The organism is Cnuella takakiae (assembly GCF_001953305.1).
In the GTDB taxonomy this organism is placed as follows: Bacteria; Bacteroidota; Bacteroidia; order Chitinophagales; family Chitinophagaceae; genus Flavisolibacter; species Flavisolibacter takakiae.
On record NZ_MTFE01000010.1, the window covers coordinates 1371154 to 1394230 of the forward strand.

17 protein-coding genes are annotated in these 23077 nt (G+C 50.6%); 10 read left to right on the top strand and 7 right to left on the bottom strand.

The features are described from left to right. Positions 1-39 precede the first annotated feature (39 nt). The 4 genes from BUE76_RS06350 (at position 40) to BUE76_RS06365 (ending at position 6010) form a co-directional block, all read left to right on the top strand. A complete protein-coding gene (locus tag BUE76_RS06350) occupies positions 40-1224 on the top strand; it encodes a family 16 glycosylhydrolase (protein ID WP_073040742.1) in 1185 nt (394 codons plus the stop codon). 107 nt (positions 1225-1331) lie between these two features. Continuing rightward, positions 1332-2228, top strand: a complete 897-nt coding sequence (locus BUE76_RS06355) for a glycoside hydrolase family 16 protein (RefSeq protein ID WP_216820633.1) — start codon at positions 1332-1334, stop codon at positions 2226-2228. A gap of 40 nt (positions 2229-2268) precedes the next feature. Further along, positions 2269-3561, top strand: a complete 1293-nt coding sequence (locus BUE76_RS06360; protein WP_216820634.1) for a glycoside hydrolase family 2 TIM barrel-domain containing protein — start codon at positions 2269-2271, stop codon at positions 3559-3561. Positions 3562-4126: 565 nt separating this feature from the next. Beyond that, positions 4127-6010, top strand: coding sequence for a T9SS type A sorting domain-containing protein (locus BUE76_RS06365; protein WP_083596381.1), 1884 nt, complete (start codon positions 4127-4129; stop codon positions 6008-6010). Between the two features lie 172 nt (positions 6011-6182). On the opposite strand, the gene BUE76_RS06370 is transcribed toward BUE76_RS06365, so the two are convergent. After that, positions 6183-6380 carry a hypothetical protein gene (locus tag BUE76_RS06370; protein ID WP_073040734.1) on the bottom strand — a complete coding sequence of 66 codons (198 nt, stop codon included), beginning with the start codon at positions 6378-6380 and terminating at the stop codon, positions 6183-6185. A gap of 183 nt (positions 6381-6563) precedes the next feature. On the opposite strand from BUE76_RS06370, the gene BUE76_RS06375 reads away from it, so the two are divergent. Continuing rightward, positions 6564-7505, top strand: a complete 942-nt coding sequence (locus BUE76_RS06375) for a sugar phosphate isomerase/epimerase family protein (protein ID WP_073040732.1) — start codon at positions 6564-6566, stop codon at positions 7503-7505. 225 nt (positions 7506-7730) lie between these two features. Here the strand turns inward: BUE76_RS06375 and BUE76_RS06380 are convergent, their stop codons facing one another. Continuing rightward, on the bottom strand, positions 7731-10271 hold the full coding sequence (locus BUE76_RS06380) for an ABC transporter permease (RefSeq protein WP_073040730.1): 2541 nt from the start codon (positions 10269-10271) through the stop codon (positions 7731-7733). A gap of 112 nt (positions 10272-10383) precedes the next feature. Next, a complete protein-coding gene (locus tag BUE76_RS06385) occupies positions 10384-11085 on the bottom strand; it encodes an ABC transporter ATP-binding protein (RefSeq protein ID WP_073040728.1) in 702 nt (233 codons plus the stop codon). A 100-nt stretch (positions 11086-11185) separates the two neighbouring features. Here BUE76_RS06385 and BUE76_RS06390 point away from each other — a divergent pair, with 100 nt between their 5' ends. Continuing rightward, complete coding sequence (locus BUE76_RS06390; protein WP_073040726.1) at positions 11186-11866, top strand: arylesterase; 681 nt, start codon at positions 11186-11188, stop codon at positions 11864-11866. Between the two features lie 332 nt (positions 11867-12198). Here BUE76_RS06390 and BUE76_RS06395 read toward each other — a convergent pair whose 3' ends face one another. Both BUE76_RS06395 and BUE76_RS06400 read right to left on the bottom strand, forming a co-directional pair. Next, complete coding sequence (locus tag BUE76_RS06395) at positions 12199-12960, bottom strand: ThuA domain-containing protein (RefSeq protein WP_073040724.1); 762 nt, start codon at positions 12958-12960, stop codon at positions 12199-12201. Positions 12961-13109: 149 nt separating this feature from the next. Then, entirely contained in the window at positions 13110-13964 is an 855-nt protein-coding gene (locus BUE76_RS06400; protein WP_073041006.1) for an alpha/beta hydrolase, read from the bottom strand. A 158-nt stretch (positions 13965-14122) separates the two neighbouring features. Here BUE76_RS06400 and BUE76_RS06405 point away from each other — a divergent pair, with 158 nt between their 5' ends. After that, positions 14123-15124 carry a glycoside hydrolase family 5 protein gene (locus BUE76_RS06405; RefSeq protein ID WP_073040722.1) on the top strand — a complete coding sequence of 334 codons (1002 nt, stop codon included), beginning with the start codon at positions 14123-14125 and terminating at the stop codon, positions 15122-15124. Positions 15125-15482: 358 nt separating this feature from the next. On the opposite strand, the gene BUE76_RS06410 is transcribed toward BUE76_RS06405, so the two are convergent. Together BUE76_RS06410 and BUE76_RS06415 are read right to left on the bottom strand one after the other, a co-directional pair. Beyond that, positions 15483-17795 (bottom strand): T9SS type A sorting domain-containing protein, encoded by a 2313-nt coding sequence (locus tag BUE76_RS06410; RefSeq protein ID WP_073040720.1) that lies wholly within the window; start codon positions 17793-17795, stop codon positions 15483-15485. 354 nt (positions 17796-18149) lie between these two features. Then, entirely contained in the window at positions 18150-19433 is a 1284-nt protein-coding gene (locus BUE76_RS06415; RefSeq protein ID WP_073040718.1) for a Gfo/Idh/MocA family protein, read from the bottom strand. 126 nt (positions 19434-19559) lie between these two features. On the opposite strand from BUE76_RS06415, the gene BUE76_RS06420 reads away from it, so the two are divergent. The 3 genes from BUE76_RS06420 to BUE76_RS06430 all read left to right on the top strand — a co-directional run bounded on the left by BUE76_RS06420 (position 19560) and on the right by BUE76_RS06430 (position 22977). Beyond that, a complete protein-coding gene (locus tag BUE76_RS06420; protein WP_073040717.1) occupies positions 19560-20189 on the top strand; it encodes a 3-keto-disaccharide hydrolase in 630 nt (209 codons plus the stop codon). Positions 20190-20439: 250 nt separating this feature from the next. Next, entirely contained in the window at positions 20440-21561 is a 1122-nt protein-coding gene (locus BUE76_RS06425; protein WP_073040715.1) for an acyltransferase family protein, read from the top strand. A gap of 390 nt (positions 21562-21951) precedes the next feature. Further along, a complete protein-coding gene (locus BUE76_RS06430) occupies positions 21952-22977 on the top strand; it encodes a glutamine synthetase beta-grasp domain-containing protein (RefSeq protein ID WP_073040713.1) in 1026 nt (341 codons plus the stop codon). Positions 22978-23077 lie beyond the last annotated feature (100 nt).

A 23077-nucleotide genomic window follows, 5' to 3' on the forward strand; every position in this document is an offset into this window, starting at 1 on the left:
AGACATAGCTAAAACAAAGCAAGATCTGGTTTACCGTTTATGAAAAAAATCATTGTAGCCTCGGTAATTGCAATTTGCGGATGCAGCAAAGGCAGCTCAGGCGAACCCGAAAAAACGCCCGCAATATCCATTTCAGATGTTGCTACCCGTGAAGGCAATACGGGCAAAAATGCTTTCGACTTCGAGGTGCGTTTAAGCAATAGCTTTTCAAAACCCGTAACCGTAAGCTATAGCACCGCCGATGAATTTGCCAAAGGTGGTGAGGACTTTGTGGCCGTGTCGGGCGGTACTGTAACCATCCCCGCCGGGCAAACAACAGGCAAGATATCCATTGAAGTAAACGGCGACGATGTACGGGAAGGCAACGAAACTTTTTCCGTGCGTTTGTCCGGCCCGGTAAATGCCACAATCAGCCGCGGAATTGCCAGCGGACGCATTGGAAACGATGACACCCGTATCGCTTTCAGCAATGAAGGTTTTGATGCGCCAGCAACTTATCCCGGTTACTCGTTGCTGTGGAGCGATGAGTTCAACGGTACGTCGTTGGACCAGGCTGCGTGGACCGCCGAAACCGGCGATGGCTGCCCCAACTTGTGCAGCTGGGGCAACAATGAACTGCAGTACTACTCCGGTAGCCCCAATACTATTTTTTTCCAGGATGGCAAAATGATCATCGAAGCTGCCAATGAAGCTTTTGGCGGCCGCAACTATACTTCAGCCCGTATCAAAACACAAGGCAAAAAAGCTTTCAAGTATGGACGTATTGATATCAGGGCAAAACTGCCGCAAGGCAAGGGCATCTGGCCTGCGTTTTGGCTGATGCCCGAAAACAGCGTATTTGGCGCATGGCCGCGCAGCGGCGAAATCGACATGATGGAGCTGCTGGGGCACGAACCTAATAAGGTGTATGGCACTGTGCATTTTGGGCCCGGCCCGGGAAGTACGCAAATCAGCCGCAGCACCGTAAACGCCGCCGGTGCTTTGTCCAACGCCTTTCATGTGTACTCGCTTGAGTGGAAAGAAGACCAGATCCAGTGGCTGATTGACGGCAATGTTTTTTCAACCATCAGTAAAGCTGATTTGGGTACCAACAATTACCCCTTCAACGAAGCTTTTCACCTGATTGTAAACCTGGCGGTTGGCGGCAACTGGCCTGGCAACCCCGACGCCAGCACCTATTTTCCGGCGTGGCTGATTGTCGATTATGTTCGGGTATATCAATAAGCAACTGAGGGCAGCAATGACAGCCTTACAATGCTTGTTTCATAAATGATTTTTCAAGAAAACTATAGCAGTAACCCTTTTTTCCTCAATTACCATTAACCAATTTCATGATGATGCTGAAGTCAATGGGCTGGGCCGGGCTTTCTATTGCCCTTACCGGCACCTTTTTCCTTTCGGGCTGCGCTGCCACACAAAACACCGCCAGGACGGCCAGTGAAGCTGCCACCATCTTTTTCGATGATTTTTCCGGCGCTTCGCTCGACCGGAGCAAATGGAACGTAGTAGTTACCGGCGGTGTAGTAAACAACGAGCAACAGGCTTATGTCGATTCTTCGTTGACGCTGTACATCGCCAAAGGCAAAGAAGCCGAAGGTGCCCAAAACGGTGCTTTGGTATTGCACCCGCGTTTTGCACCAGGCTTTGTAACCAGGGAGGGCAAAAAGTTTGACTTTATTTCCGGCCGCATCAACTCACGTGGCAAAGTGGATTTTACCTACGGCACTGCATCGGCCCGCATAAAAATGACTGCAGGCACCGGCCTTTGGCCCGCATGGTGGATGCTGGGAAACGGCCGCTGGCCCGATGCAGGAGAAATTGACATCATGGAATATGTGGGTGAAACCGACTGGACCAACGCCGCCGTGCACGGCCCCGGCTACTCCGGCGAAACGCCATTTGTAAACAAGTTTTTTTTTACCGGCAAAACAGATGTAACCCAGTGGCATGTGTACTCGGTGGACTGGACGCCGGACAGCATGTTGTTTAAGGTGGATGGTGTGCTGTTTTACCGCCTTACCAAGCCTATGGTGGCGCATTATGGTAAATGGGTTTTTGATAAACCCCAATACCTGATACTCAATTTTGCCCTGGGTGGAATTTATCCGGTTAAGGTAAACGGCATCAAGGAACCCTACTATGGCATTCCGGCCGAAACAGTAAACCTGATAAAGGACGGCAAATGCAAAATGCTGGTAGACTGGGTACGGGTATCCGGCGCCCAATAGAACGCCACAACATGTTAAGTAATAAAATATCATGCTTCATATGAACAATCGCATCATACTTTTTATAGCCGGCTTCTTATGCACATCGGCAATATTTGCACAAACAGGAACAGCAGCAAAGGGGGCTGTCAGGGTTGAACTGCGCCAAAGTGAAAACAAGTACCAGTTTTACCGCGATGGCAAGCCTTATTTTGTCAAAGGCGCTGGCGGCAGCGTTTATGCCGATCGCATTGCTGCATACGGCGGTAATTCTATCCGTACCTGGGGCACTCGCGGTGCCGAACAGGTACTGGACTCTGCACAGAAATATGGCCTTACTGTGCTGATGGGGCTCGACGTGGCCCGCGAACGCCACGGCTTTGATTACAATGACTCTGTAGCGGTGCGTAAACAGTTGGAGCGTATCAGGGGCGAAGTGCTGAAATATAAAGATCATCCAGCCATACTGGCCTGGGGCATTGGCAACGAGCTAAACCTGCAGTACAATAATCCAAAAGTGTGGGATGCGGTAAACGAGATCTCCAAAATGATCCACCAACTCGATCCAAACCATCCAACAACAACGGTGCTTGCCGGCGTAAACAAAAACCTCGTAGATCATATAAAAACCCGTTGTACCGATATTGACCTGCTTTCCATTAACACATACGGCGGCCTGGCAACTTTACCGCGCACCATCGCGGCAAGCGGATGGAACGGTGCTTACATGGTAACTGAATGGGGGCCAACGGGTCATTGGGAAGGCCTGCAAACGGAGTGGAAGCAACCCATAGAAGAAACCAGCAGCGAAAAAGCTGCCGTGTACCGGAGCCGCTACGAGTATGGCGTTGAGAACGACAAAGACAAGTGCCTGGGTTCTTATGTTTTCCTTTGGGGCCAAAAGCAGGAGCGAACGCCTACCTGGTACGGGGTGTTTACTGAAAAGGGCGAAGAATCGGAAGTGGTTGACGTAATGCAGTTTTTATGGTCCGGCAACTGGCCAAAAAACAGGGCACCACACCTGTACTCTTTTCAGCTTGATGGAAAAAAAGCTACCCAAAATATTTACCTGAAAGCGGGCACTACCTACCCGGTACTGGCAGTTGTTAGTGACCCGGACAACGACAAGCTTAGCTACCATTGGGAACTATTGCCTGAACCAACTAAAGTAGGCGAAGGCGGCGACCACGAAGACCGGCCCAAGCCTGTAGTAGGGGTATTTTTTAAAGCAACCGGCGGGCAGGTAACCTTTAAGGCGCCGGAGCAGGAAGGCGCTTACCGCCTGTTTGTGTATGTAACGGACGGCAACAATAATGTGGCTACGGCAAACATCCCGTTTTATACCAATAATTAGTTGTTGGGTAGTCGAAACTGAATTTTGGTGGCGTTAGTTTAGATACCTTTCAAAAGGTGGGATCAATCAGAGCACTTGAGTGCTCTTTGATTGCTCCCACCTTTTTTATGCAACTATCCCTTGTCAACGAATCAGGCTCTAAAGAAAGGTAGCCATCCTATTTGTTGTGTACAACGGGAACAACCTTGACGAACCGTATGTATGGTGGCAGATAAGCTACAGCAGAAGGCCCCGGCGAAATCATTCACTATTTTGTATCTATTTATTCTGGAACCCGCATCAATACAGGCGTCTTCACTTTTTGTATCGGAAAGTAAGGCTTTCAATTGGGCATGGCCGCATTTTCATAATGCCTATGAAAACTTGTAAAGGTTGCTGATAAGCATGCCTCATTACACCTGTTCGTGCCTGAGCAACCAGCATCAATTGTTGCCTTTGTTTGCCACACTGCATTTTGATCTGTATGGAGTCAAGAAAAGGCTTAATGCAGCCATAGCATAAGTTATCAGTTTCTGCCGTTACCTTCAAAGGGATATTTTATCTCTTACCTAACCAACGAAACTTCATGGTCCCTTTTTTACTCCGTTATTCAATGCACCGGGTAATCGGTGCATTGCTTTTCCTGTCCGTTTTATTAAGTGCTACACCAGCATGGGCCCAATCGCCAGACTCGGTACTCTTTAAAGATGATTTTAATTCGGCCACCCTGGACAACCGCTGGGAAACACCTACTTCCTGGACCATCCAGGCTGGTGCTGCTTACCTGTTTGCCGGCTCCGACAGATGGTTGCGTACCAATAAAGGGTATGATCTCCATTCTTACATTATTGAAACGGCAGCCATGGGTTTTACACCTGGCTACCACAGAAAATTCCACATCAGTTTCGGCCAGGCAGATGCCTCTTTGCAGCATATGTACATGCTCCAGTACCAACCTGATTTTGGGGGTATTTTGACGCTGGGCAAATCGACCGATAACTATTATCATCCCGAGAAACTGGACGAGGGTGTGCTTTATCCCAATCTGGCCGTAGACAGATGGTATAAGTTCAAGATTGCCCGTTATAAAAGCGGTTTGATCCAGGTGTATGTGGATCGGGGCTCGGGTTATGACAGCAGGCCTTTCCTGGAAGCTATCGATAGCAGTTACCTGCCCATGGGGAAAATAGGGTGGCGGGTAGATACAGAAACTTCTGATGAAGCCTTCTTCGTGGATTGGATTTCGGCACGCAAGCCTGCATTTTCGAAACCTGCTGTCAGGGAAAAGCCCGTTGAAGATGCACTGGTAAAACAGGTATCAGCCGCCAGCGGCCGGAATTATACCGTTGCCAAACTCGTTAAGGGTACGCGGCCTTATTCGGACCGGGACTATACCATAACGGGTTTCCCCGACTTTATGCAGGGTGCTTCTCTGGTACAAACGGCTATGGAGGACAAAAAAAGCAGCGCGGCCACTTTCCTGACTTCGTTTATCAAAAAAAGGGCTGTGTTGTATGTAGGGTATGATCCAAGGGCCAAAGTCATTCCTGAGTGGCTAAGCACCTGGCATAAAACCGGTGAACGGATCACCCTTACTGATCCCGGCACTGCTTACCTTGATGTATACAGCAAGGAAGTTTCCTATTGGCAAACCTACCCTTACCCGGTGCAACTGGGAGGGAATATGGCAGCCCCTGCAATGGGATCGCAAATGAACTATATTATGGCGGCAATTGAAGTGCCGGAGAGCAATAAGCTTGAAGCCGAAAATGCCCTTTATCAGGGTGCCAGGGTAGCCAGGAATCAGCCGGGTTTTTCCGGAACCGGCTTTGTGGATTACCAGAATAAAAGTTCCGATTTCATCGAGTGGGATGCCAAAGTAACCGTTCCCGGAACCTATACCCTTGGTGTTACTTTTTCCAATGGCAGCACTACAGGCCGGCCACTGCAATTCAGCCTGGATGGGCAACCCCTGGCGCGATTGGATTTTATGCCTTCTTTTTCCTGGCAATCGTGGGCTTTCATGAACGGCCCTGCAGTTTACCTCAAACCTGGCGTGCACAAAATCAGGGCAACAGCCATCGGTGCAAGCGGCCCCAATATTGATTACCTGAGCATGATATTTCAGGACGCGGGACCTTCCGGCATGGCATCCTTAAAACTCATGGCAAGCGCACCCGCAACAGCTCCCAGGTTGGATGAAGAAGCAAACCGGCGCCCATCTGTGCAGGCTTACCCCAACCCTTTTACCAATCTTACCTACCTGTCGTACTCTGTGTTGCACAAGTCAAAGGTTCAGCTATCGCTTTTTGACACCCAAGGGCAGTTGATTTCAAAATTAGTGGATGAGGTGCAGCAACCGGGTACCTACAGGATACCGGTAAGCGGGGTACAGATCCCTTCAGGTACTTACTACTATAGGCTGAGTTCAGGCGGAAACATGCAAGTGGGCAAGCTGGTAAAACAGTAATCAAAAGCATAGCGGGTCCAGTTCCTTTTCCAGGCATGCTGCATACCATAACATTGAAGTTGTGAAAAGTGCAACTATCGGGAAAGGACGAACGAAATATCCTGTAGAAAATAAAAGGGCGGCACAGCTGATGTACCTATCGCTGTGCCGCCCTTTTTGCTGGGTGTTTACATTAGAACTTTACAGCTGTGCTGTCCTTTTTGGGCGCTACGGTATCCTTTACAGGTTTCGTAGTGTCCTGCAGGTTGATCAACGCAGTGTTGGTGTGGTGGTAAAAAGTAGCATTCTTTTCAGCACCGCTAAATTGAGCAACACTAACTGTGGCAGCACCTGCAACAAAAATGGAAGCGAAAAAAAGGATCTTTTTCATAATGGTGACATTTATAGGTTAAGATTGGGTCGCCATAGTCAAATAGCTTGCCATTTTTACTTGAATGAAAAAATTAATGTGGCGAAAGCGGGTAGCATGGTATTTCAGTTTCAATTAATATGGAAGGGTTTGTTATTAGGCCTGATAGCGCTATCTTTTACGACACCTACAACAACCTGCCATATGACCAACCGCCGCGCCTTTGTAAAGCAGTCGCTGTTTGCCTCCTGCGCAATGCTGCTGCAGCCATCCATAAAAGCCTTGCAGCCACCCGCATCCGATATTAAAATTTCCCTTGCCCAATGGTCCTTGCACCGCACGCTGAAAGCCGGGAAATTGATCAATTCCGATTTTCCGGATAAGGCCCGTAAAGATTTTGGAATTGATGCTGTTGATTACGTTTGCCAGTTCTTCGGCGACCGGAAAATGGACTGGCGTGCAGCCGCTGCAGATAAGAAGTATTTGGCTTACCTGCTCCAGCGCAGCAAGGATGCCGGTGTGTACAACCACGTGGTGATGGTGGATGAAGAAGGATTCCTGGCTTTGCCCAATGATAAGGAAAGACTACAGGCAGTTAACAACCACCGGAAGTGGGTGGAAGCTGCTGCTTTTCTTGGATGCCGCAGCTTGCGGGTAAACCTGCATGGCAGCGGCGCTACCGGAGACAAACGCCTTGCATCTATTGATTCGCTAAGCCGTTTGGGCGAGTTTGCCGCACCCATGCATGTCAATATCGTGGTGGAAAATCATGGCAGCGATTCTTCGAAAGGACAATGGATGGCAGCCGTAGTAAAAGGCGTGAACAAACCCAATGTAGGTACGCTCCCCGACTTTGGTAATTTCTGCATCGCGCAGGAGTGGGGCACCACCCAGGGCGATTGTGCAGATGCATATGACCGCTACAAAGGCATTGAAGAAATGCTCCCCTACGCCAAAGCCGTGAGTGCAAAAACCTATGACTTTGACGCCAATGGCGAACAGCCCAAAATGGATTATAAACGGCTGCTCGATATCGTGAAAGCTTCCGGTTTCAAAGGGTATATCGGGATCGAATTTGAAGGATTTACCCAGCCGGAAGAAGAGGGCGTTCGCAAGACCAAGGCGCTTCTTGAGAGATATCTGTGAGCGCGCCAATAAAGACGATGGATGATAGACGATAGACCATGGGAGTAGGGCCATGAGCATGCACGATCGGCTGCACCAAAGTATCAAACAAGTACAGCATCCATTTAGGGATGCTGTACTTGTTTAAACCATATCAAAGGGTTGGAAATAAAATGGCAGGTACCACCCTTGCAGCTTGTAGCTAAAAGCTTGTAGCTGTTCAATGTTAACTACCAACCCAACTACCTATACTTCCTCCCGCAACACTTCCAGTGGCGGCCTGTTGACCACCGTGCGGCTGTTAAACAATCCAATCAGCACGGTCAGTCCGCAGATGGCAAGGGCCACTGTTAGTAGCGGCAGCAGTTGGGGTGTAAACTCGGTATCAAAAAAGTAATGCGCCAGCAGCCAGCTTGCTACAAGCGATAAGGCAATACCTGCCAATGCGGCCAGTGCACCCAAAAAGAAATACTCCAGTGCAATGATGTAAAAGATTTGTTTTCGGCTGGCACCCAAAGTGCGCAGCAATACGCTTTCCTGCATCCGCTGGTACCTTGAAATGAGTACCGATGCAATCAGCACCACCAGGCCGGTAACAATGCTGAAGCCCGCCATAAAGCGGATAACAAAACCCACCTTTTCCAGCAGCTTATCCAGCACACTCAGCACCAGTCCCAAATCGATAATGGAAACATTGGGAAACTGCCTTACAACCGCCTGCTGGTAGCGTGCCGATACTTCCTTGCCCGGTATGCGGGTGAGCAGCACGTGAAACTGCGGTGCCGCTTCCAGCACGCCGGTGGGAAACAGTACCAGGAAATTGGTTTGAATCCGGTTCCAGTCCACGGTGCGCAAACTGCCCACCGTGGTGGTGATGGGTGCGCCCTGCACATTAAAATAGAGCGTATCGCCCAGTTCTATTTTATTGCGCTCAGCAAATCGGGCCTCCAGCGATACCGGGATAGCACCCGCCCCGGCAGCAGCCTTGCCCTGCCATTTACCCTTGCTGATCTTTTCCGAATCGCTGAGGGTATCCCGAAAAGTAACGCGGTACTCGCGGCTGAATATCCAGGATTGCTGCGGCAGGGTACTGTCTTTGAGCAGGCTTTCGCCAGTGATGTTGTTGATACGTTCCAGGCGCATGGTAACAATAGGAACGGTACCCTGCACGGGCAGCCCTTGCTGTTGCGTAAGGGCCACCAGTTGTTCTTTTTGCCCCGGCTGGATATCAAACAATACCGTATTGGGTTGCTGTTCGCCTGCCGAGCGGCTTACGCGGTTGAGCAGGATGGTTTGTATGGAAAACAGGGTGCAGATAAATGCCGTTCCCAGGCCAATCACCACGATCAGGATGGTGGTTTGGTTGTTGGGCCGGAACAGGTTGGCCAAACCCTGCCTGCCGGTAAAAGGCAGCGATTGCGGGAAAAACCTTCGGATGGTGCGCACCAGCAGGGCTGCAATGCCCGCCAGTGCCAAAAAGGCTACAGCAATGCCTAGGGTAAATGCAAGGGCATTGTTCCAGCTACCCAGTTGCAGGCGGCTGAAACCCAAAACAAACAACAGTATCAAGCCATAAACCAGCCAACGTACCGGGTCGCGTTTTCCTGCGTCCTGCTGTAAGGAAGCCCTGAGGGTATTGAGCGGCGAAACATTGCGGATGCTCACCAGTGGCAGCAGCGCAAATAGTGCGGAAATGATGGTGCCGACAAGGATGCCCTGCAGGATGGCTTTCCAGCTGATGGAAGGTTCCAGGTCAACAGGCAGGAAATCCTGCAGCAGCGCAGGCAGGAATTGCTGAATCACCGTTCCCAATACCGCACCCACAATGGCGCCCAAGAATCCGATGACAATGATTTGGATCAGGTAAATCAGGAAAGCCTCTTTGCCCGCTGCACCCAGGCAGCGCAGGATAGCAACGGCGCCGATCTTTTCCCGGACATAAATCTGGATGGCACTTGCAACGCCAATACAGCCCAATAGGAGTGCTATAAAGCTTACAAGGGCCAGGAACTGGGTAAGGTCGCGTAAGGAGCGATTGGTGTCCTCTTTTTGGCTTTCAACGGTATCGTAGCTCCAGCCTTCCTTTTCGAGCATCGGCTCAATGCCCTTTTCAAAACGTTCAGTGTTGAGCGGCTTATCCAGTTTGAAAAAGTACTTGTAGTTGATGCGGCTGCCTTTCTGCATCAGCCCAGTGGCTTCCAGGTACTGCATGGGCAGGTATACAATGGGCGCTACCGATGCGGCAATGCCCGTTTGGCCCGGTGCGCTCAGGAGGCTGCCGGCTACCCTAAACGTAAGGTTGCCCACTTTTACCGAGTCGCCGGGTTTTGCATCAAACTGGAGCAGCAGGGTTTGGTCTACCAGTGCATTGCGGCCATTGCGGAAACTGCGGCTAGCTGCGGCGGGTTCTGTTTCCAGTTCGCCATAGTAGGGAAAGTTGCCTTCAAGTGCACGCACCTGTACCAGCCTTGATCCGCCATTTTTAGGGAAATAAACCATCGAGGTAAAATCCCTTTCCTCCGAGCGCTGCCCGCCCAGGGAGTCGGCAAGTCGCAGGATGCGGGTTTCGGGGGCTTTATTGCTCCGCAATTCCAGATCGGCACCCAGCAGGGAGGCCGCCTGCCGGTCCACTTCGGCCTGCATATTTTCCCGGAGTGAATAAATAGCAACCAAGGCGGCAATACCCAGTATAATGCTGGAAACAAAAAGGAGCAGGCGCGACCGGTTGCGGCGGCTATCACGCCAGGCCATTTGCAGGAGCCAGGAAAAAGGAGGTGCAGGCTTCATGAATTATGTTGAAGAAAGACTGGTTGGTAAAAAGTTTTGGAGGCAATATCAGTTTCCCTATTTCCATTATCCGCTAGCAGTACCGGCAACTGGCAACCTGCAACCTGCATCCTCACCCTGCCAGCGCCTGGTTGAGGGTTGCTTCGTCCGAAACAATCCGGCCGCCTTTAATGCGCAGTATCCGGCCGGTACGACTTGCCAGCTCCGAATCATGGGTAACCAGCACCAGGGTGGTGCCCGCTTCCCGGTTCAGGTCAAAAATGAGTTCAATGATCCGGTCGCTGGTTTCGGCATCGAGGTTGCCGGTGGGTTCATCGGCAAAAAGGATGCGGGGCTGGTTGGAAAAAGCACGGGCCAGTGATACCCTTTGTTGTTCGCCGCCGCTGAGCTGCAGGGGGTAGTGGTGACCACGGTCGGCCAGTCCTACTTTTTGCAACAGGGCTTGTGCCCTGCTTTTAATGTTGCGCTCGCCCCTTAGCTCCAGGGGCACCATTACGTTTTCGAGTGCCGTAAGGGTGGGCAGCAGCTGGAAATTTTGAAAAATAAAACCCACGTGCTGGTTGCGCACCGCCGCCCGCTGGTCTTCACTCATTTTGTCCAGTGCAATGCCGTTCAGCAATACCGATCCGGTGCTGGCCCGGTCAAGGCCGGCAGCCAGTCCCAGCAAGGTGGTTTTGCCGCTGCCCGACGGACCCACAATGGCCATGGTAGCGCCTTCCTCCAGGGTAAAACTCACCTGGTCCAGTACCGTGAGGCTGCGGCCGCCGCTTTGATAGGTTTTACCGACCGATTGCAGATCCAGAATTGAAGCCATGAGCGAAATGTTTTGTTAGGGTGTTGCACCCGTGAACAATAAAAATACCGGAAAGGTTTAAATTGGGCCTGCCGTTTACACAATACTTAACCAGCCGGATATGATGGTACCCAACGTAAAGCAGACTGTTTTCTTTGTTGCCGCAACACTCTTGCTGGCTTGCGCCAACAATGCACCGGCAACAAATGGCGGAGCAGACACCACTGCTGCCAACCCTGCAGCCACCGCTAAAAACAAAACCATCGTATTCTTTGGCAATAGCCTGAGTGCAGGTTACGGCCTCACGCCATCGGAAGCTTTTCCCGCAATCATTCAAACCAAAATTGATTCGGCTGCCCTGCCCTACAAGGTGGTGAACGCCGGCCTGAGTGGTGAAACAACAGCGGGGGGGCTCAGCCGCATCGATTGGATACTGCAACAGCCGCTGGATGTTTTTGTATTGGAGCTGGGGGCAAACGATGGACTGCGGGGCATACCGGTAGCAGAAACAAAACGCAACCTGCAAAGCATCATCGACAAGGTGAAAGCTAAATATCCCACCGCGCAGATCGTGCTGGCAGGGATGCAGATACCCCCCAATATGGGAGCCGATTACGCCCAAACCTTCCAGGCCATCTATCCCGATCTGGCCAGCAAGAATAAGATAACCCTCATTCCATTTTTGCTCGAAGGCGTAGGTGGTGAGGCCAGATTAAACCAGCAGGATGGCATTCATCCTACTGCCGAAGGGGCCCGCATTGTGGCACAAAATGTTTGGCAGGTGTTGCAGCCTTTGCTTTGAGCAGGGCCGATGGTACAGTTCTTCCCTTCCGGTTGCAGTTGATGCAGGAAAAACAGCAGTTCGAGCAAAACAACATTGTGCCAGCTGCTGCGGCGTATTAGTTTTGATGTAACAAAGGATCGCAACCAATACCAACTACAGATTTTTCATCTTCATATGGCAAGCAATCGTTAGTCGCCCGCTGTTTTTACAGTGGGCTTTTTTGTAAAATAATGAACCACAAAGACACAGTGGACACTAGGTGCACAAAGGAATATTGCATTGTTTGTGCACGCTTTACTCCTTGTGCTGCTTTGTCCTTTTGGGTCTTTGTGGTTCAAATTAAATAGCGCTTACTTTCTGCCCGTTGCCGCCCATAGGATGCCGGCATACAGGTGGTCGAGAAATGCGGGGTTGCTGAAGTTGGTAGGCAGGTGTCCTAAAGCCGTATAAAATGCGCGGCCGCCATCATAGTTGTGGTACCAGGCCATTGGGTGCACCTTACCCATGCCTTCTCCTTTTTTAGGTCCCCATTGCACCTTGGGATTGTAGGTGCTTTCATCTACCGAAAGCACCACCTGCAGGTCATTGCTTTTGGCAGGGCTAAATTCATAGTATTCTTCTGTCCACAGTTTGCCGTCCAGGTCTTTCAGACCCGGGAAGCTTTTGTCCAGCACCTGCAGCTTGGCGGTTTGCACGGTGGGATGGATATGAAACATATGCCCAACCATCTTGGTGTACCATTCCCAATCATACTCGGTATCGGAGGCGCTGTGTATGCCCACAAAACCTTTACCCGATTGTATAAAACGCTCCATTACTTTTTGCTGCTCGGCATTCAAAATATCACCCGTGGTGTTTAGAAAAATAACTGCCTGGAACTGCTTCAGGTAATCGTCGGTAAAGCCGTTGGGGTTTTCGTGTAACACCGCATCAAAAAAGTTCTTGTTGGCCATTTCCTTTAAGGCCAGCACACCGGCGTGCAGGCTCTCGTGGTGCCACCCGTTGGTAGTGGTTACAATCAGGGTTTTAAACTGTTTTTGTTGTGCGTGTACGGAAGTGCTGAAGAATGTGCAGGCAATCAGTAAGGCAAGCAATAGTTGTTTTGTTTTCATCTTGTTTTTGCTGTGTTGGGAAATAAAAAGGAAAGATGCGGTTGTATTGTTTTAATAATGACTTTTTAAGGTGCAAATACAAAAAGGCCGCTTGCAGCTTGTAGCTAAAAGCTTGTAGCCTTTACTGCCATCAAAACGTTTTAATCATATCAAAACTGGTGGAAACTCATGGATACAAAGTTGAGTACGGTTGGCAGTGCATTGCGCCAGTAAGTCCAGTTGTGGGCGCCATCCTGTATGCGGAATTCGTGCGGGATTTCTTTTTTGCGCATGGCAATATGCACCAGTGAATTGCCTTCATACAAAAAGTCATCATCCCCGCAATCAATATACCAGCGAACAGATTTTTTCAGCGTATCGGCCATGTTGTTTACCAGCGAAAGCGCATTGTGACGGGGGTAGTAAGTGGCGATGGCTTCATCGCTGATGGTGGGATTGTTGCGGCGGTAAGCGGTCTTGGCCTCTTCAAGCGAAACAGGACCAGTGGATGCACTCAGGGGGCAGGCTGCAGAAAAAAGCTCGGGCCTGTGGAGTGCATACATAAAGGTGCCGCCGCCGCCCATGGAAAGACCGCTGATGGCGCGGAACCTTTTATCGTTCTTGGTGCGATAGGTCTTTTCAATAAAGGGCATGAACTCTTCGAAGAAGAAATCCTCGTAGCGCCAGTCGCCCTTGATGTCGTTGAAATAACCACGGCGGCCGGTATTGGCATCGGGCATAACAATGATCATGGCTGTTGCATGTCCTTCCCGGATGGCCTTGTCGGTAATGTTCTGTACTTCGCCAAACTGTACCCAGCCGGTCTGGTCGTCGCCGCCACCATGCAGCAGGTACAGCACGGGGTAACTGCGTTGCGAGGTTTCGTAATCGGGCGGCAGGTAAATGGCATACTTGCGGTCCATGTTGAGGATCTTGCTTTTCAGCGAGAGGTTGTCCATCACTTTGCTGCCTTGGGCAAAAGACAGGAAGGGCAACAATAGGAGCAGGGGCATCAATCGTTTCATGCCCATTAAGATAAGGGAAGCTGCTAATACTGCAACCGATATGTGATTTGCCTCCAACCGGAAATATTTTTACCCCAACATCTACTTTCATAATCATTATGCTTCCTGCGTATTTGCCCCCGGTTGTTTATATTGAACCTCGTTCAACCCATTCCATTATGAAATCGATTTGTTTGTCCCTGCTCTTTTCTTTTTTGATTCATATGGCCGCCTTCGGCCAGGTCGCTACCAGCCTTGATCGGGTAACGGTATCCGGCAACAAGTTTATGGCTGGTGGCAAGGAAATCATCTTCCACGGCCTGGATGCCAGCGACCCCGACAAGCTGGAAAAAGCCGGTCACTGGAACCGGGAATATTTTGAACAGGTAAAAAGCTGGGGCGCCAATATGGTGCGCTTTCCCGTACACCCCAATGCCTGGCGCAGCAGGGGCAAGGATGCTTATATCAAACTGTTGGATGCGGGCGTGCAATGGGCCACCGAACTGGGACTTTATGTTACCATCGACTGGCACAGCATCGGCAACCTGCGCACCGAGATGTACCAGAATGCCATGTACGAAACCACCCGCAAGGAAACCTACGAGTTCTGGCGTACCATGGCGCTGCACTTTAAAGACCATCCTACAGTAGCCTTATTTGAACTGTTCAACGAGCCTACGGTAATGAGTGGCCAGCTGGGTACCTGCTCCTGGAGCGAATGGCGGCAGATGAATGAAGAGATGATCACCATAATACGGGCTTGCGGCTCCAGGGCCATTCCATTGGTGGCGGGCTTCAACTGGGCTTATGATCTTACGCCTGTAGCCAATGATCCCGTAAAGGCGGAAGGTGTTGCTTATGTCAGCCATCCTTACCCCATGAAACGCGAAAAGCCCTGGGAGCCCAAGTGGACTGCCGACTGGGGATTTGTAGCTAAAAAATACCCGGTTGTCTTAACAGAGATCGGTTTCTGCGGACCCGATGAAAAGGGGGCGCATGTGCCCGTGATCAGTGATGAATCGTATGGCGAGGCCATCACGAAATATTGCAAGGACAACGGTATTTCTTACAGCGTATGGGTATTCGATCCACAGTGGGCACCCATGCTGATCAGCGACTGGAATTTCACCCCAACAAGGCAAGGCAGGTTTTTCAAACAAGCCATGTTGCGTTCCAGGTAATGGTACAGGCTTTTGCCTTTTATAGAAATATGGATTTTACAATCAAAGAGCGCCCTGTTGATGAACAGGGCGCTCTTTGATTAGCAAGTTATGTAGCATGTAATTGTACATGGTGTATTGCAGAGGCTTTGCCTAATCTTGCCTGCGAAATAAATATGCAAGTGCCATCAGCAGCAGTACCAGCAACAGGAGTACCCAGCCTGCTTTGGCCCAGGACTTTTGGTTGACTACCGGTTGCCTGGGCAGGTCAATTTCTAATTTGCGAAAGTCTTCTTCCTGCATACTTAAACTTAACTTTTTCCGGGCAAAACACCGCGCATCTTTTGCGCCAATGGCACAGGTAATGGTTGCAGTAACTTTATTGCTTCCAGATTTTATGCGTATGTACCTGCCCGTCGGCTGTACTGATGCGTACAAAATAGATGCCTGTTGTGAGCCTTGAACTTTGTAATGTTTTCCGGTGCACCATACCGCTGTCGGTAATACCTGAAAATACATCCATCACTTTTTTGCCCAGTGCGTCCGTAATCACGATGTTTACGTATTGTGTCCGGGGCAGTTGGTAACTAAGGATGGCATCCTGGAATGCGGGATTGGGATGTACCTGAACCGTTATCTTTTCCTTTTCCTGCAGGCTGGTTACACCAAGTTTATTGCTGGGTGTTGCAGCAGTTAAAACATCCGTGCTGTTGATGATGGTGATGGTGATGGACCGGCGGTTGCCAGCCGTTCCGCGGCCATTGCGGTCGCTGAAGGGCGTAGCATTGATGGTATAGGTGCCCGGCAAAACATACCACCTGTAGTAATTGCTCGCTGTGTTGGTGGACAGGGCATAAGGCGGTTTGTTTTCGGTACGATACCGGGTGTTATTATTAAGGCCTATAACCACGCTGCCTGTGAGTCCTTTACCCGAATCTATCCGGATGGTAAAATCAGGTGTTGTTGCCAGGTTGATGACATCACCATTTTTCAGCTGGCGCAGGTCATAGTCCGCTCCTGAATGTACCAATGTAAATCCGGAGAGCGAAAGGTCGTTGATGATGTTGAAGCTGATATCCAACTGTTCGCCCGCTACACCCATACCACCTTTTTCACTATATGGCGTAGCACTTAAACTATAACTGCCCACTGCTGGTTGCCAGGGATTGTAGTTGTTGCCATCGCCGCCAAAAAGTGCATAAGGAGTTAGTTGCTCTATTTGGGTATGTACCTGCTTGCCGGTTAGTTTCATCATCACGCTGCCTACTTTAGCAGGCGTGGTATTTGCCCGGATATTGATGGCCCTGCCTTTATAATCTGCCAGGTTGATGGTCATGCCATTGGTAATGGTTTTTATAGGCATATCGCTTGTTGCATCTACCAGGGTAAAGGAGCCTACGGTTGGCGCTGCATCGAGTTTGAAAGCAGCAATGAATGCAGTGAGGCCAGGTGGTTTTTGAAGTGATCCTGTTACATACAAATTGTTTTGGAACAACGTAGCATCCGCTACAAATCCCGGGTGGCTGAAGGGAATAAAAGCTTTTCCTTCAGGGCCAAAACCAGCATCCGGTAACCCATTGAGCGTGTAGGCTGCCAGTGCCATACTTGGTCCTTGTGTTTGGAAATTGCCAATTTTGCCTGTGATGATAAACCTGTCCTTCGTTTGAAATACATTGCTAACCAGTGCCCAGTTATTATCAAAGCGGGTAATCGTAAAGCCTTTGTTGCCAAAACTGTTATCCAGCTTTCCATCCGGTAGAAAACGGGCTAAAAGAAAGGCGGGATCCAACCTGGGTTCATCGATAGCGCCTCCGCCTGCTGTTCCGGCAACTACAATTTTGCCATCGGCCTGCAACTGCAGCGCATACCCTGCGGTTTCAGGCATGGCCTCTAAAGTAGCAATACCATCATCACTGAAACTGGAATCCATTTTACCCGCAGGGTCGTACCGCACTAAATGCAATATTCTCCTGATACCGGGCCAGTCCCTGAAACTAATGGCTTCCCCTACCATCAGGATTTTTCCATCCGGTTGAAGGACCACCTGGTAACACCGGTTATCATTCGTTGCGCCCTGAACGTAGGCTTCGCCTTTTTCACCAAACGAAAGATCCAGGGTGCCATTAGCATTAAACCGGATAAGCGAAAGCCTGCCGATTTCATCATTTATGTTGGTGGTATATCCGCCCACAATAATTTTCCCGCTTTGCTCTATTACAATGGATTGCGGATTGAAGAGGTATTTGGGATGTACATATTTGCCTGTGCCTCCGTTGCCAAAACTTGCATCCAACGCGCCATTTGCTTGCAGGCGCATCAATATCAAAGCATCCGTACTTTCTCCTGACTGCAGGCCCGCAACTAAGATCTTTCCATCTTCCAGTAAATACAGCACCAGGTCTTCCCTGCTCAATATCGTACTGGTGGCACCGGGTATCAGTTGGCTGCCTGAAGAGCCGAAAGACTGGTCGGGTTTGCCATCGGTAAGGTACCGGCTGATAACAATACCCTCTTCGGTATAATGCCCCGTAATGATGTTGCCATCCTTGTCCACGGCAATGGTATTAAAACGGGGATGGGTAGCACTGTAAACAAAGCCATTGGTGCCAAATGATGTGTTGGGCTGAATGGGCTGGGATGTGGCATGCAGTTGAACCAGGATGGCAAACAAAAAGAGTACTGTTTTATACATGGTGTTTCGTTTTAGGTGCAATCATGATCAGGGTGGTACAACTGATGTGGCTGTTGCATAAGCATCAATGAAAAAAGGTAATTGCCGCTCAGGTGGAGTGATGGTGTTGCAATCGTATCGGGCTTTCAGTGCCGGTTCTTTGGAGTTATAGCTAATGGCTATTGAATGTACTGGGTCTGTTTAAAATCAACAAGGTCATGCAATGAACAAAATCCCTGTTTCGATAACACAACAGCCCTGCATGGTGCAGGGCTGTTGTACATACTATTGCTTTGTTTGCTGCTTATCAATCTGCCTGGTGCGCTATGCAGGTTTGCGCTGTGTTTGTTGGTGCAGTAGCTGCAACCGGGCGACTTATATCAACTTCCATTCTTTGCGGTACTCGCGATGCAACAGGGCATCTGCTTCTTTATCGCCCACAAATTTTTCCCGCTTATCGTTCCACTCCAGCTTGCGGCCAAGCCGCCAGGAGATCAGTCCCAGGTGCATGGGCATCGTTAGCCTGCGGGCATACTCCAGGTTCGACTCCGGCTGGGTGCGGTTCTTCACTGCATCTACAAAATTTTGCTGGTGGCCGGGTGAACGCGGTATGCTGCTGGCAACAGATGGAATGTCCTGCATCGTTTCACCGTTGATGGTGATCAGCCTGGTGTTGTAGTCGCAAAGCAAGGTGCCTTTATCACCTTCAAAATAGGCACCGATGTTTTTATCAGCTGCACCAGGCACATCAGGTGGATTGTGCGTCCAGAAAACTTTGAGGTTGTCAAATTGGTAATCCACATCAAGCCATTGCGGCGTATCGCCAATGCCCGGTGCTTTTTCCCCACGGGCATGGATGCTTTTCAATCCTTGCGGGTTCAGTGCCCAGAAAGCCACATCAGCAATATGGCACCAGAAGTCGGCAAACACACCACCCGAATAATCGAGAAAATAGCGGTAGGTAAAATGACAGCGTTGCGGCATGTACTCGGTATAGGGTGCCGGTCCCAGCCACATGTCCCAGTTCAGGTTGGGCGGTGGCGCCATCACTTTGGCTGCGCCCAGGTCGGGCGGGGCGCCGGTTTTCCAGAGCCTTACCGTATGCACCTTTCCGATGGCGCCAGACCGGATCAACTCCACCACGCGGTGGTAATTGTCGGTGGCATGTATTTGGGTACCCATCTGGAAAATGCGGGCCTGTTTTTTCATTACCTGCAACATCCGCCGGCCTTCTGCCACGTCGTAGGAGAGGGGCTTTTCGCCGTATACATCCTTGCCGGCATCAAAGGCCAGCGTAGCAATTTGCGCATGCCAGTGGTCGGGGGTGGCGCAGGACAGTGCGCCGATATCCTTCCGGTCCAATATGCGGCGGAAATCGCCATAGCCTTGGGCCCTGGTACCTGGGTTCAGTTCGCGCAAAGTGGCCAGTGCCTTGTCTACCCGTTCGCTGTCCACATCGCAAAGCGCCACCACTTCCACGTCGGGCAGGGCGGCAAACCACTTGAGGTGGGCCGTGCCCATACCACCCAGGCCAACGATGGCCATCTGCAGGCGGTCGGAAGGAGCGGGCATGCGCATAAAGGAGGGCAGCAGGGTGTAACCCAGTGTAGTAGCAGCCCCTTGTTTCAGGAAGCTGCGCCGGTGTAGCGGTTGTTGCATGGCAAGGCTTTAGGTTGCTTTAAAATAGGGATTGCAGCGCAATGGCCCATAGTTTTTTGCGCAAGCATTTGCGCCGTTCTTTTTCAATTTTCCTGCTTACATTCAGCGCCTACACAAATCACCATGATGAAACCAATTGTTTGCCTGCTGATGGCTGCCCTGTTCCTTGCCTGTTCTCCTTCGCGTACCTCCAAAGGATGGATCAATTTGTTTGACGGCAAAACCCTCAACGGCTGGCGTGCCAGCGAAAACCCATCCACCTTCCGCGTGGAAGATGGCGCCATCGTGGTGCATGGCCCCCGTGCCCACCTGTTTTATGATGGCGCGGTGCAGCAGGCCAATTTCAAAAACTTCGAGTTCCGTACCAGGGTGATGACCACACCCGGCTCCAACTCCGGCATCTTTATTCATACCGGCTACCAGGAAACCGGCTGGCCCGAGAAAGGTTATGAAGTGCAGGTAAACAATTCGCAAAGCGACTGGCGCCGCACCGGCAGCCTCTATGCAGTGGATGATGTAAAAGAAGTGTATGTAAAAGACAACGAGTGGTACACCGAATACATCCGCGTGGAAGGCAACCGCATCACCATCAAGATCAACGACCGCACCGTGGTGGATTACACCGAGCCCGCAGGCGTAGAAAAAGAACAGGGCCGTGCCCTCAAGCACCTCTCCAGCGGTACCATTGCCCTGCAGGGGCATGACCCCAACAGCAAGGTGTATTTTAAGGAAGTGCAGATCAGGCCGCTGCCGTAGGATGGACGACAGACCACGGACGACAGACGGCGGACTACGGACTATGGACGACGGACTATGGACGACATTGAATGCAGCACACCTGAAATTGGGTAAGCCAACTATTGTCCATCGTCGACCTTCTTCGTCGTCCGTCGTCCTTGTTGTCGGTCGTCCTCGTGGTCCGTCGTCTTTATCGTCCGTCGTCTGCTTCCCATCGTCTATCGTCTATCGTCCATGGACCACCAACCATCCCCCATCCTCCATCCCCATGCAGGTTGCCACTCCCATTCCTGAGCCCCGTATTGCCACCCGCCTGCAGTCGCTCGACTTTGTGCGGGGGCTTACCATGGTATTGCTGACCCTGGAAAGTACCCGGCTGTACGAGCACCTGGAGCCTGCGCTGGCTGGTACAGCAGCTGAAGGCTTGCTGCGCCAGTTTTTTCACCATCCCTGGCATGGCCTCCGCCTTTGGGACTTAGTACAGCCGGTATTCATGTTTGTGGCGGGTGCTGCCCTGGCATTTTCCATGCACCGCTACCTGCGCGATCATGCCTGGATTTCGGCTTTTCAAAAAGTACTGAAGCGTTGCGGCTGGCTGTTTTTCTGGGGGGTACTCGACTATGCCGTGCGGCCCGGCGGGCTTTCATTCGAACTGTGGGATGTGCTCACGCAGTTGTCGTTTACAACCCTGGTAGCCTTTCTGCTGTTGCGCTTTCCGGCACCGGTGCAGGTTGCCGGCAGCCTGTTTTGCCTGTTGCTTCCCGAACTCTTGTACCGGTACACCCATATTCCCGGCTTCGACCAGCCTTTTACCGACCAGCACAACTTTGGCAACTATATGGATTGGGTGCTTATGCGCAAGATCAACGATGGAGGGTGGGTGGCCATTAACTGCATCAGCACCAGTGCCCACACCATTTGGGGCGTGCTGGCAGGGCAGTTGTTGCTGGGTGCAAAACCTGGAAGTACCAAAATCAGGAACCTCTTGTTAGCGGGTGGGGCTTTGTTGCTCCTGGGTTATGGGCTCGATCTTGCAGGCATCACACCCATCATCAAACGCATTGCTACCAGCTCCTTTGTGCTGGTTTCCGGTGGCTGGTGTCTCCTTTTACTCGCGCTGGCTTACTGGTGGATTGATGTAAAAGATCACCGCAAGGGTTTGTTCTTCTTTTCCCTTTTTGGCATGAACGCCATTTTCATTTACCTCTTCTTCGAAATTGTGGCCGCCCGCTGGTTCAACGATTATGTGCTGGCGATAACCAATGGTTTGCTGGGCTTTGTGCATTTCCCCGGAGTGCCTTCCTTGATTATTGGCTCCCTGGTGATATTTGCACTGGAAACGGGCATGCTGTACTTCCTGTACCGTAAAGGCATTTTCTTCAAAATCTAAATTCTTGCGGTAAGCATGCTACTGTTGGCCACTTATATAGTGCGGCAAGCTTTTTCCTATTACATGGTTTAAAAATATTATTCGACACTTTGTGGCGGTTTTTTAAAGAAAAACAGGTTGAAACTGATTGGAATAGAGAAATTGCAACAAACCATTATTCACATTACTGAATAAAATATTTTACATCATTATTGTTGTTTGTTTAATTTCGATGCAGAAATCGCAAGTTTCAAACAAGATATTGCTTGTTTATTAGCCGGTTTTGGTGAAAAATGGGCAATATCTTTTGAAATATTCAGGTGGAGCAAGTTAAATAGTAAAAATATCTGGTTTGACTTCCTGCGATGATTTTCCTGACAAATTCATTTCGTTTATAAAAACAGCCGCACAATGTCTGTAGCAAAATTGGAGTACATCTGGCTTGACGGTTATAAGCCTATTCAAAGCCTGCGTAGCAAAACAAAAATCGAACGTGATTTTTCCGGTAAACTGGAAGATTGCTCCATGTGGAGCTTCGATGGTTCTTCAACCGAACAAGCTGAAGGTGGTTCTTCCGACTGCCTGCTGAAGCCTGTTTACATCGTAAAAGATCCCCAGCGTAAGAATGCTTACCTGGTAATGTGCGAGGTTTTGAACCCCGATGGTACTCCCCACGAGTCGAACGGCCGTGCGCTGATTGAAGACGACGACAATGATTTCTGGTTTGGTTTCGAGCAGGAGTACTTCCTGTGGAACCCTGCCACGGATAAGCCCCTGGGCTTCCCCGAAGGCGGTTACCCCCGTCCCCAAGGTCCTTACTACTGCTCGGTAGGCGCTGCCAACGCTTATGGCCGCGATATCGTAGAGGAGCACCTCGACGCCTGCCTGGAAGCCGGCCTGAACGTAGAAGGCATCAACGCCGAAGTAGCTGCCGGTCAGTGGGAGTTCCAGATTTTCTCTAAAGGTGCCAAAGAAGCCGGCGACCAGATCTGGATTGCCCGCTACATCCTGGAGCGCATCGGTGAGAAATATGGTGTTACCATCAACTGGCATTGCAAACCCCTGGGCAAGCTCGACTGGAATGGTAGCGGTATGCACGCCAACTTCTCCAACAGCACCCTGCGCACCTGCGGCAGCCGCGAAGTGTACGAGCAGATCTGTGAGTCGTTCCGTCCTTACATCAAAGAACACATTGACGTATACGGTCCCGACAACCACCTGCGCCTCACCGGCAAGCACGAAACTGCTGCCATCCACGAGTTCAAGTATGGTGTTTCCGACCGTGGTGCTTCTATCCGCATTCCCATTGCTACCGTTGAGCGTGGCTGGAAAGGCTGGCTGGAAGACCGTCGCCCCAACAGCGCCGCTGATCCGTACAAAGTGGCCGCCCGCATCATCAAGACCGTTAAGACGGCTGATGTGGCTGTTACCGCCTAATCGTTCATCCTGCCTCATCATAGAAAAAGGAACCCTGCTCGGGTTCCTTTTTTATTTTGGATTTATGATCTCAAATTGCCGACAGCTTCCGAAGCAGGAA

Coding starts and splice junctions, on each gene's coding strand:
- BUE76_RS06350 (WP_073040742.1), top strand. CDS start 40: ATGAAAAAAATCATTGTAGCCTCGGTAATTGCAATTTGCGGATGCAGC.
- BUE76_RS06355 (WP_216820633.1), top strand. CDS start 1,332: ATGATGATGCTGAAGTCAATGGGCTGGGCCGGGCTTTCTATTGCCCTT.
- BUE76_RS06360 (WP_216820634.1), top strand. CDS start 2,269: ATGAACAATCGCATCATACTTTTTATAGCCGGCTTCTTATGCACATCG.
- BUE76_RS06365 (WP_083596381.1), top strand. CDS start 4,127: ATGGTCCCTTTTTTACTCCGTTATTCAATGCACCGGGTAATCGGTGCA.
- BUE76_RS06370 (WP_073040734.1), bottom strand. CDS start 6,380: ATGAAAAAGATCCTTTTTTTCGCTTCCATTTTTGTTGCAGGTGCTGCC.
- BUE76_RS06375 (WP_073040732.1), top strand. CDS start 6,564: ATGACCAACCGCCGCGCCTTTGTAAAGCAGTCGCTGTTTGCCTCCTGC.
- BUE76_RS06380 (WP_073040730.1), bottom strand. CDS start 10,271: ATGAAGCCTGCACCTCCTTTTTCCTGGCTCCTGCAAATGGCCTGGCGT.
- BUE76_RS06385 (WP_073040728.1), bottom strand. CDS start 11,085: ATGGCTTCAATTCTGGATCTGCAATCGGTCGGTAAAACCTATCAAAGC.
- BUE76_RS06390 (WP_073040726.1), top strand. CDS start 11,186: ATGATGGTACCCAACGTAAAGCAGACTGTTTTCTTTGTTGCCGCAACA.
- BUE76_RS06395 (WP_073040724.1), bottom strand. CDS start 12,960: ATGAAAACAAAACAACTATTGCTTGCCTTACTGATTGCCTGCACATTC.
- BUE76_RS06400 (WP_073041006.1), bottom strand. CDS start 13,964: ATGAAACGATTGATGCCCCTGCTCCTATTGTTGCCCTTCCTGTCTTTT.
- BUE76_RS06405 (WP_073040722.1), top strand. CDS start 14,123: ATGAAATCGATTTGTTTGTCCCTGCTCTTTTCTTTTTTGATTCATATG.
- BUE76_RS06410 (WP_073040720.1), bottom strand. CDS start 17,795: ATGTATAAAACAGTACTCTTTTTGTTTGCCATCCTGGTTCAACTGCAT.
- BUE76_RS06415 (WP_073040718.1), bottom strand. CDS start 19,433: ATGCAACAACCGCTACACCGGCGCAGCTTCCTGAAACAAGGGGCTGCT.
- BUE76_RS06420 (WP_073040717.1), top strand. CDS start 19,560: ATGAAACCAATTGTTTGCCTGCTGATGGCTGCCCTGTTCCTTGCCTGT.
- BUE76_RS06425 (WP_073040715.1), top strand. CDS start 20,440: ATGCAGGTTGCCACTCCCATTCCTGAGCCCCGTATTGCCACCCGCCTG.
- BUE76_RS06430 (WP_073040713.1), top strand. CDS start 21,952: ATGTCTGTAGCAAAATTGGAGTACATCTGGCTTGACGGTTATAAGCCT.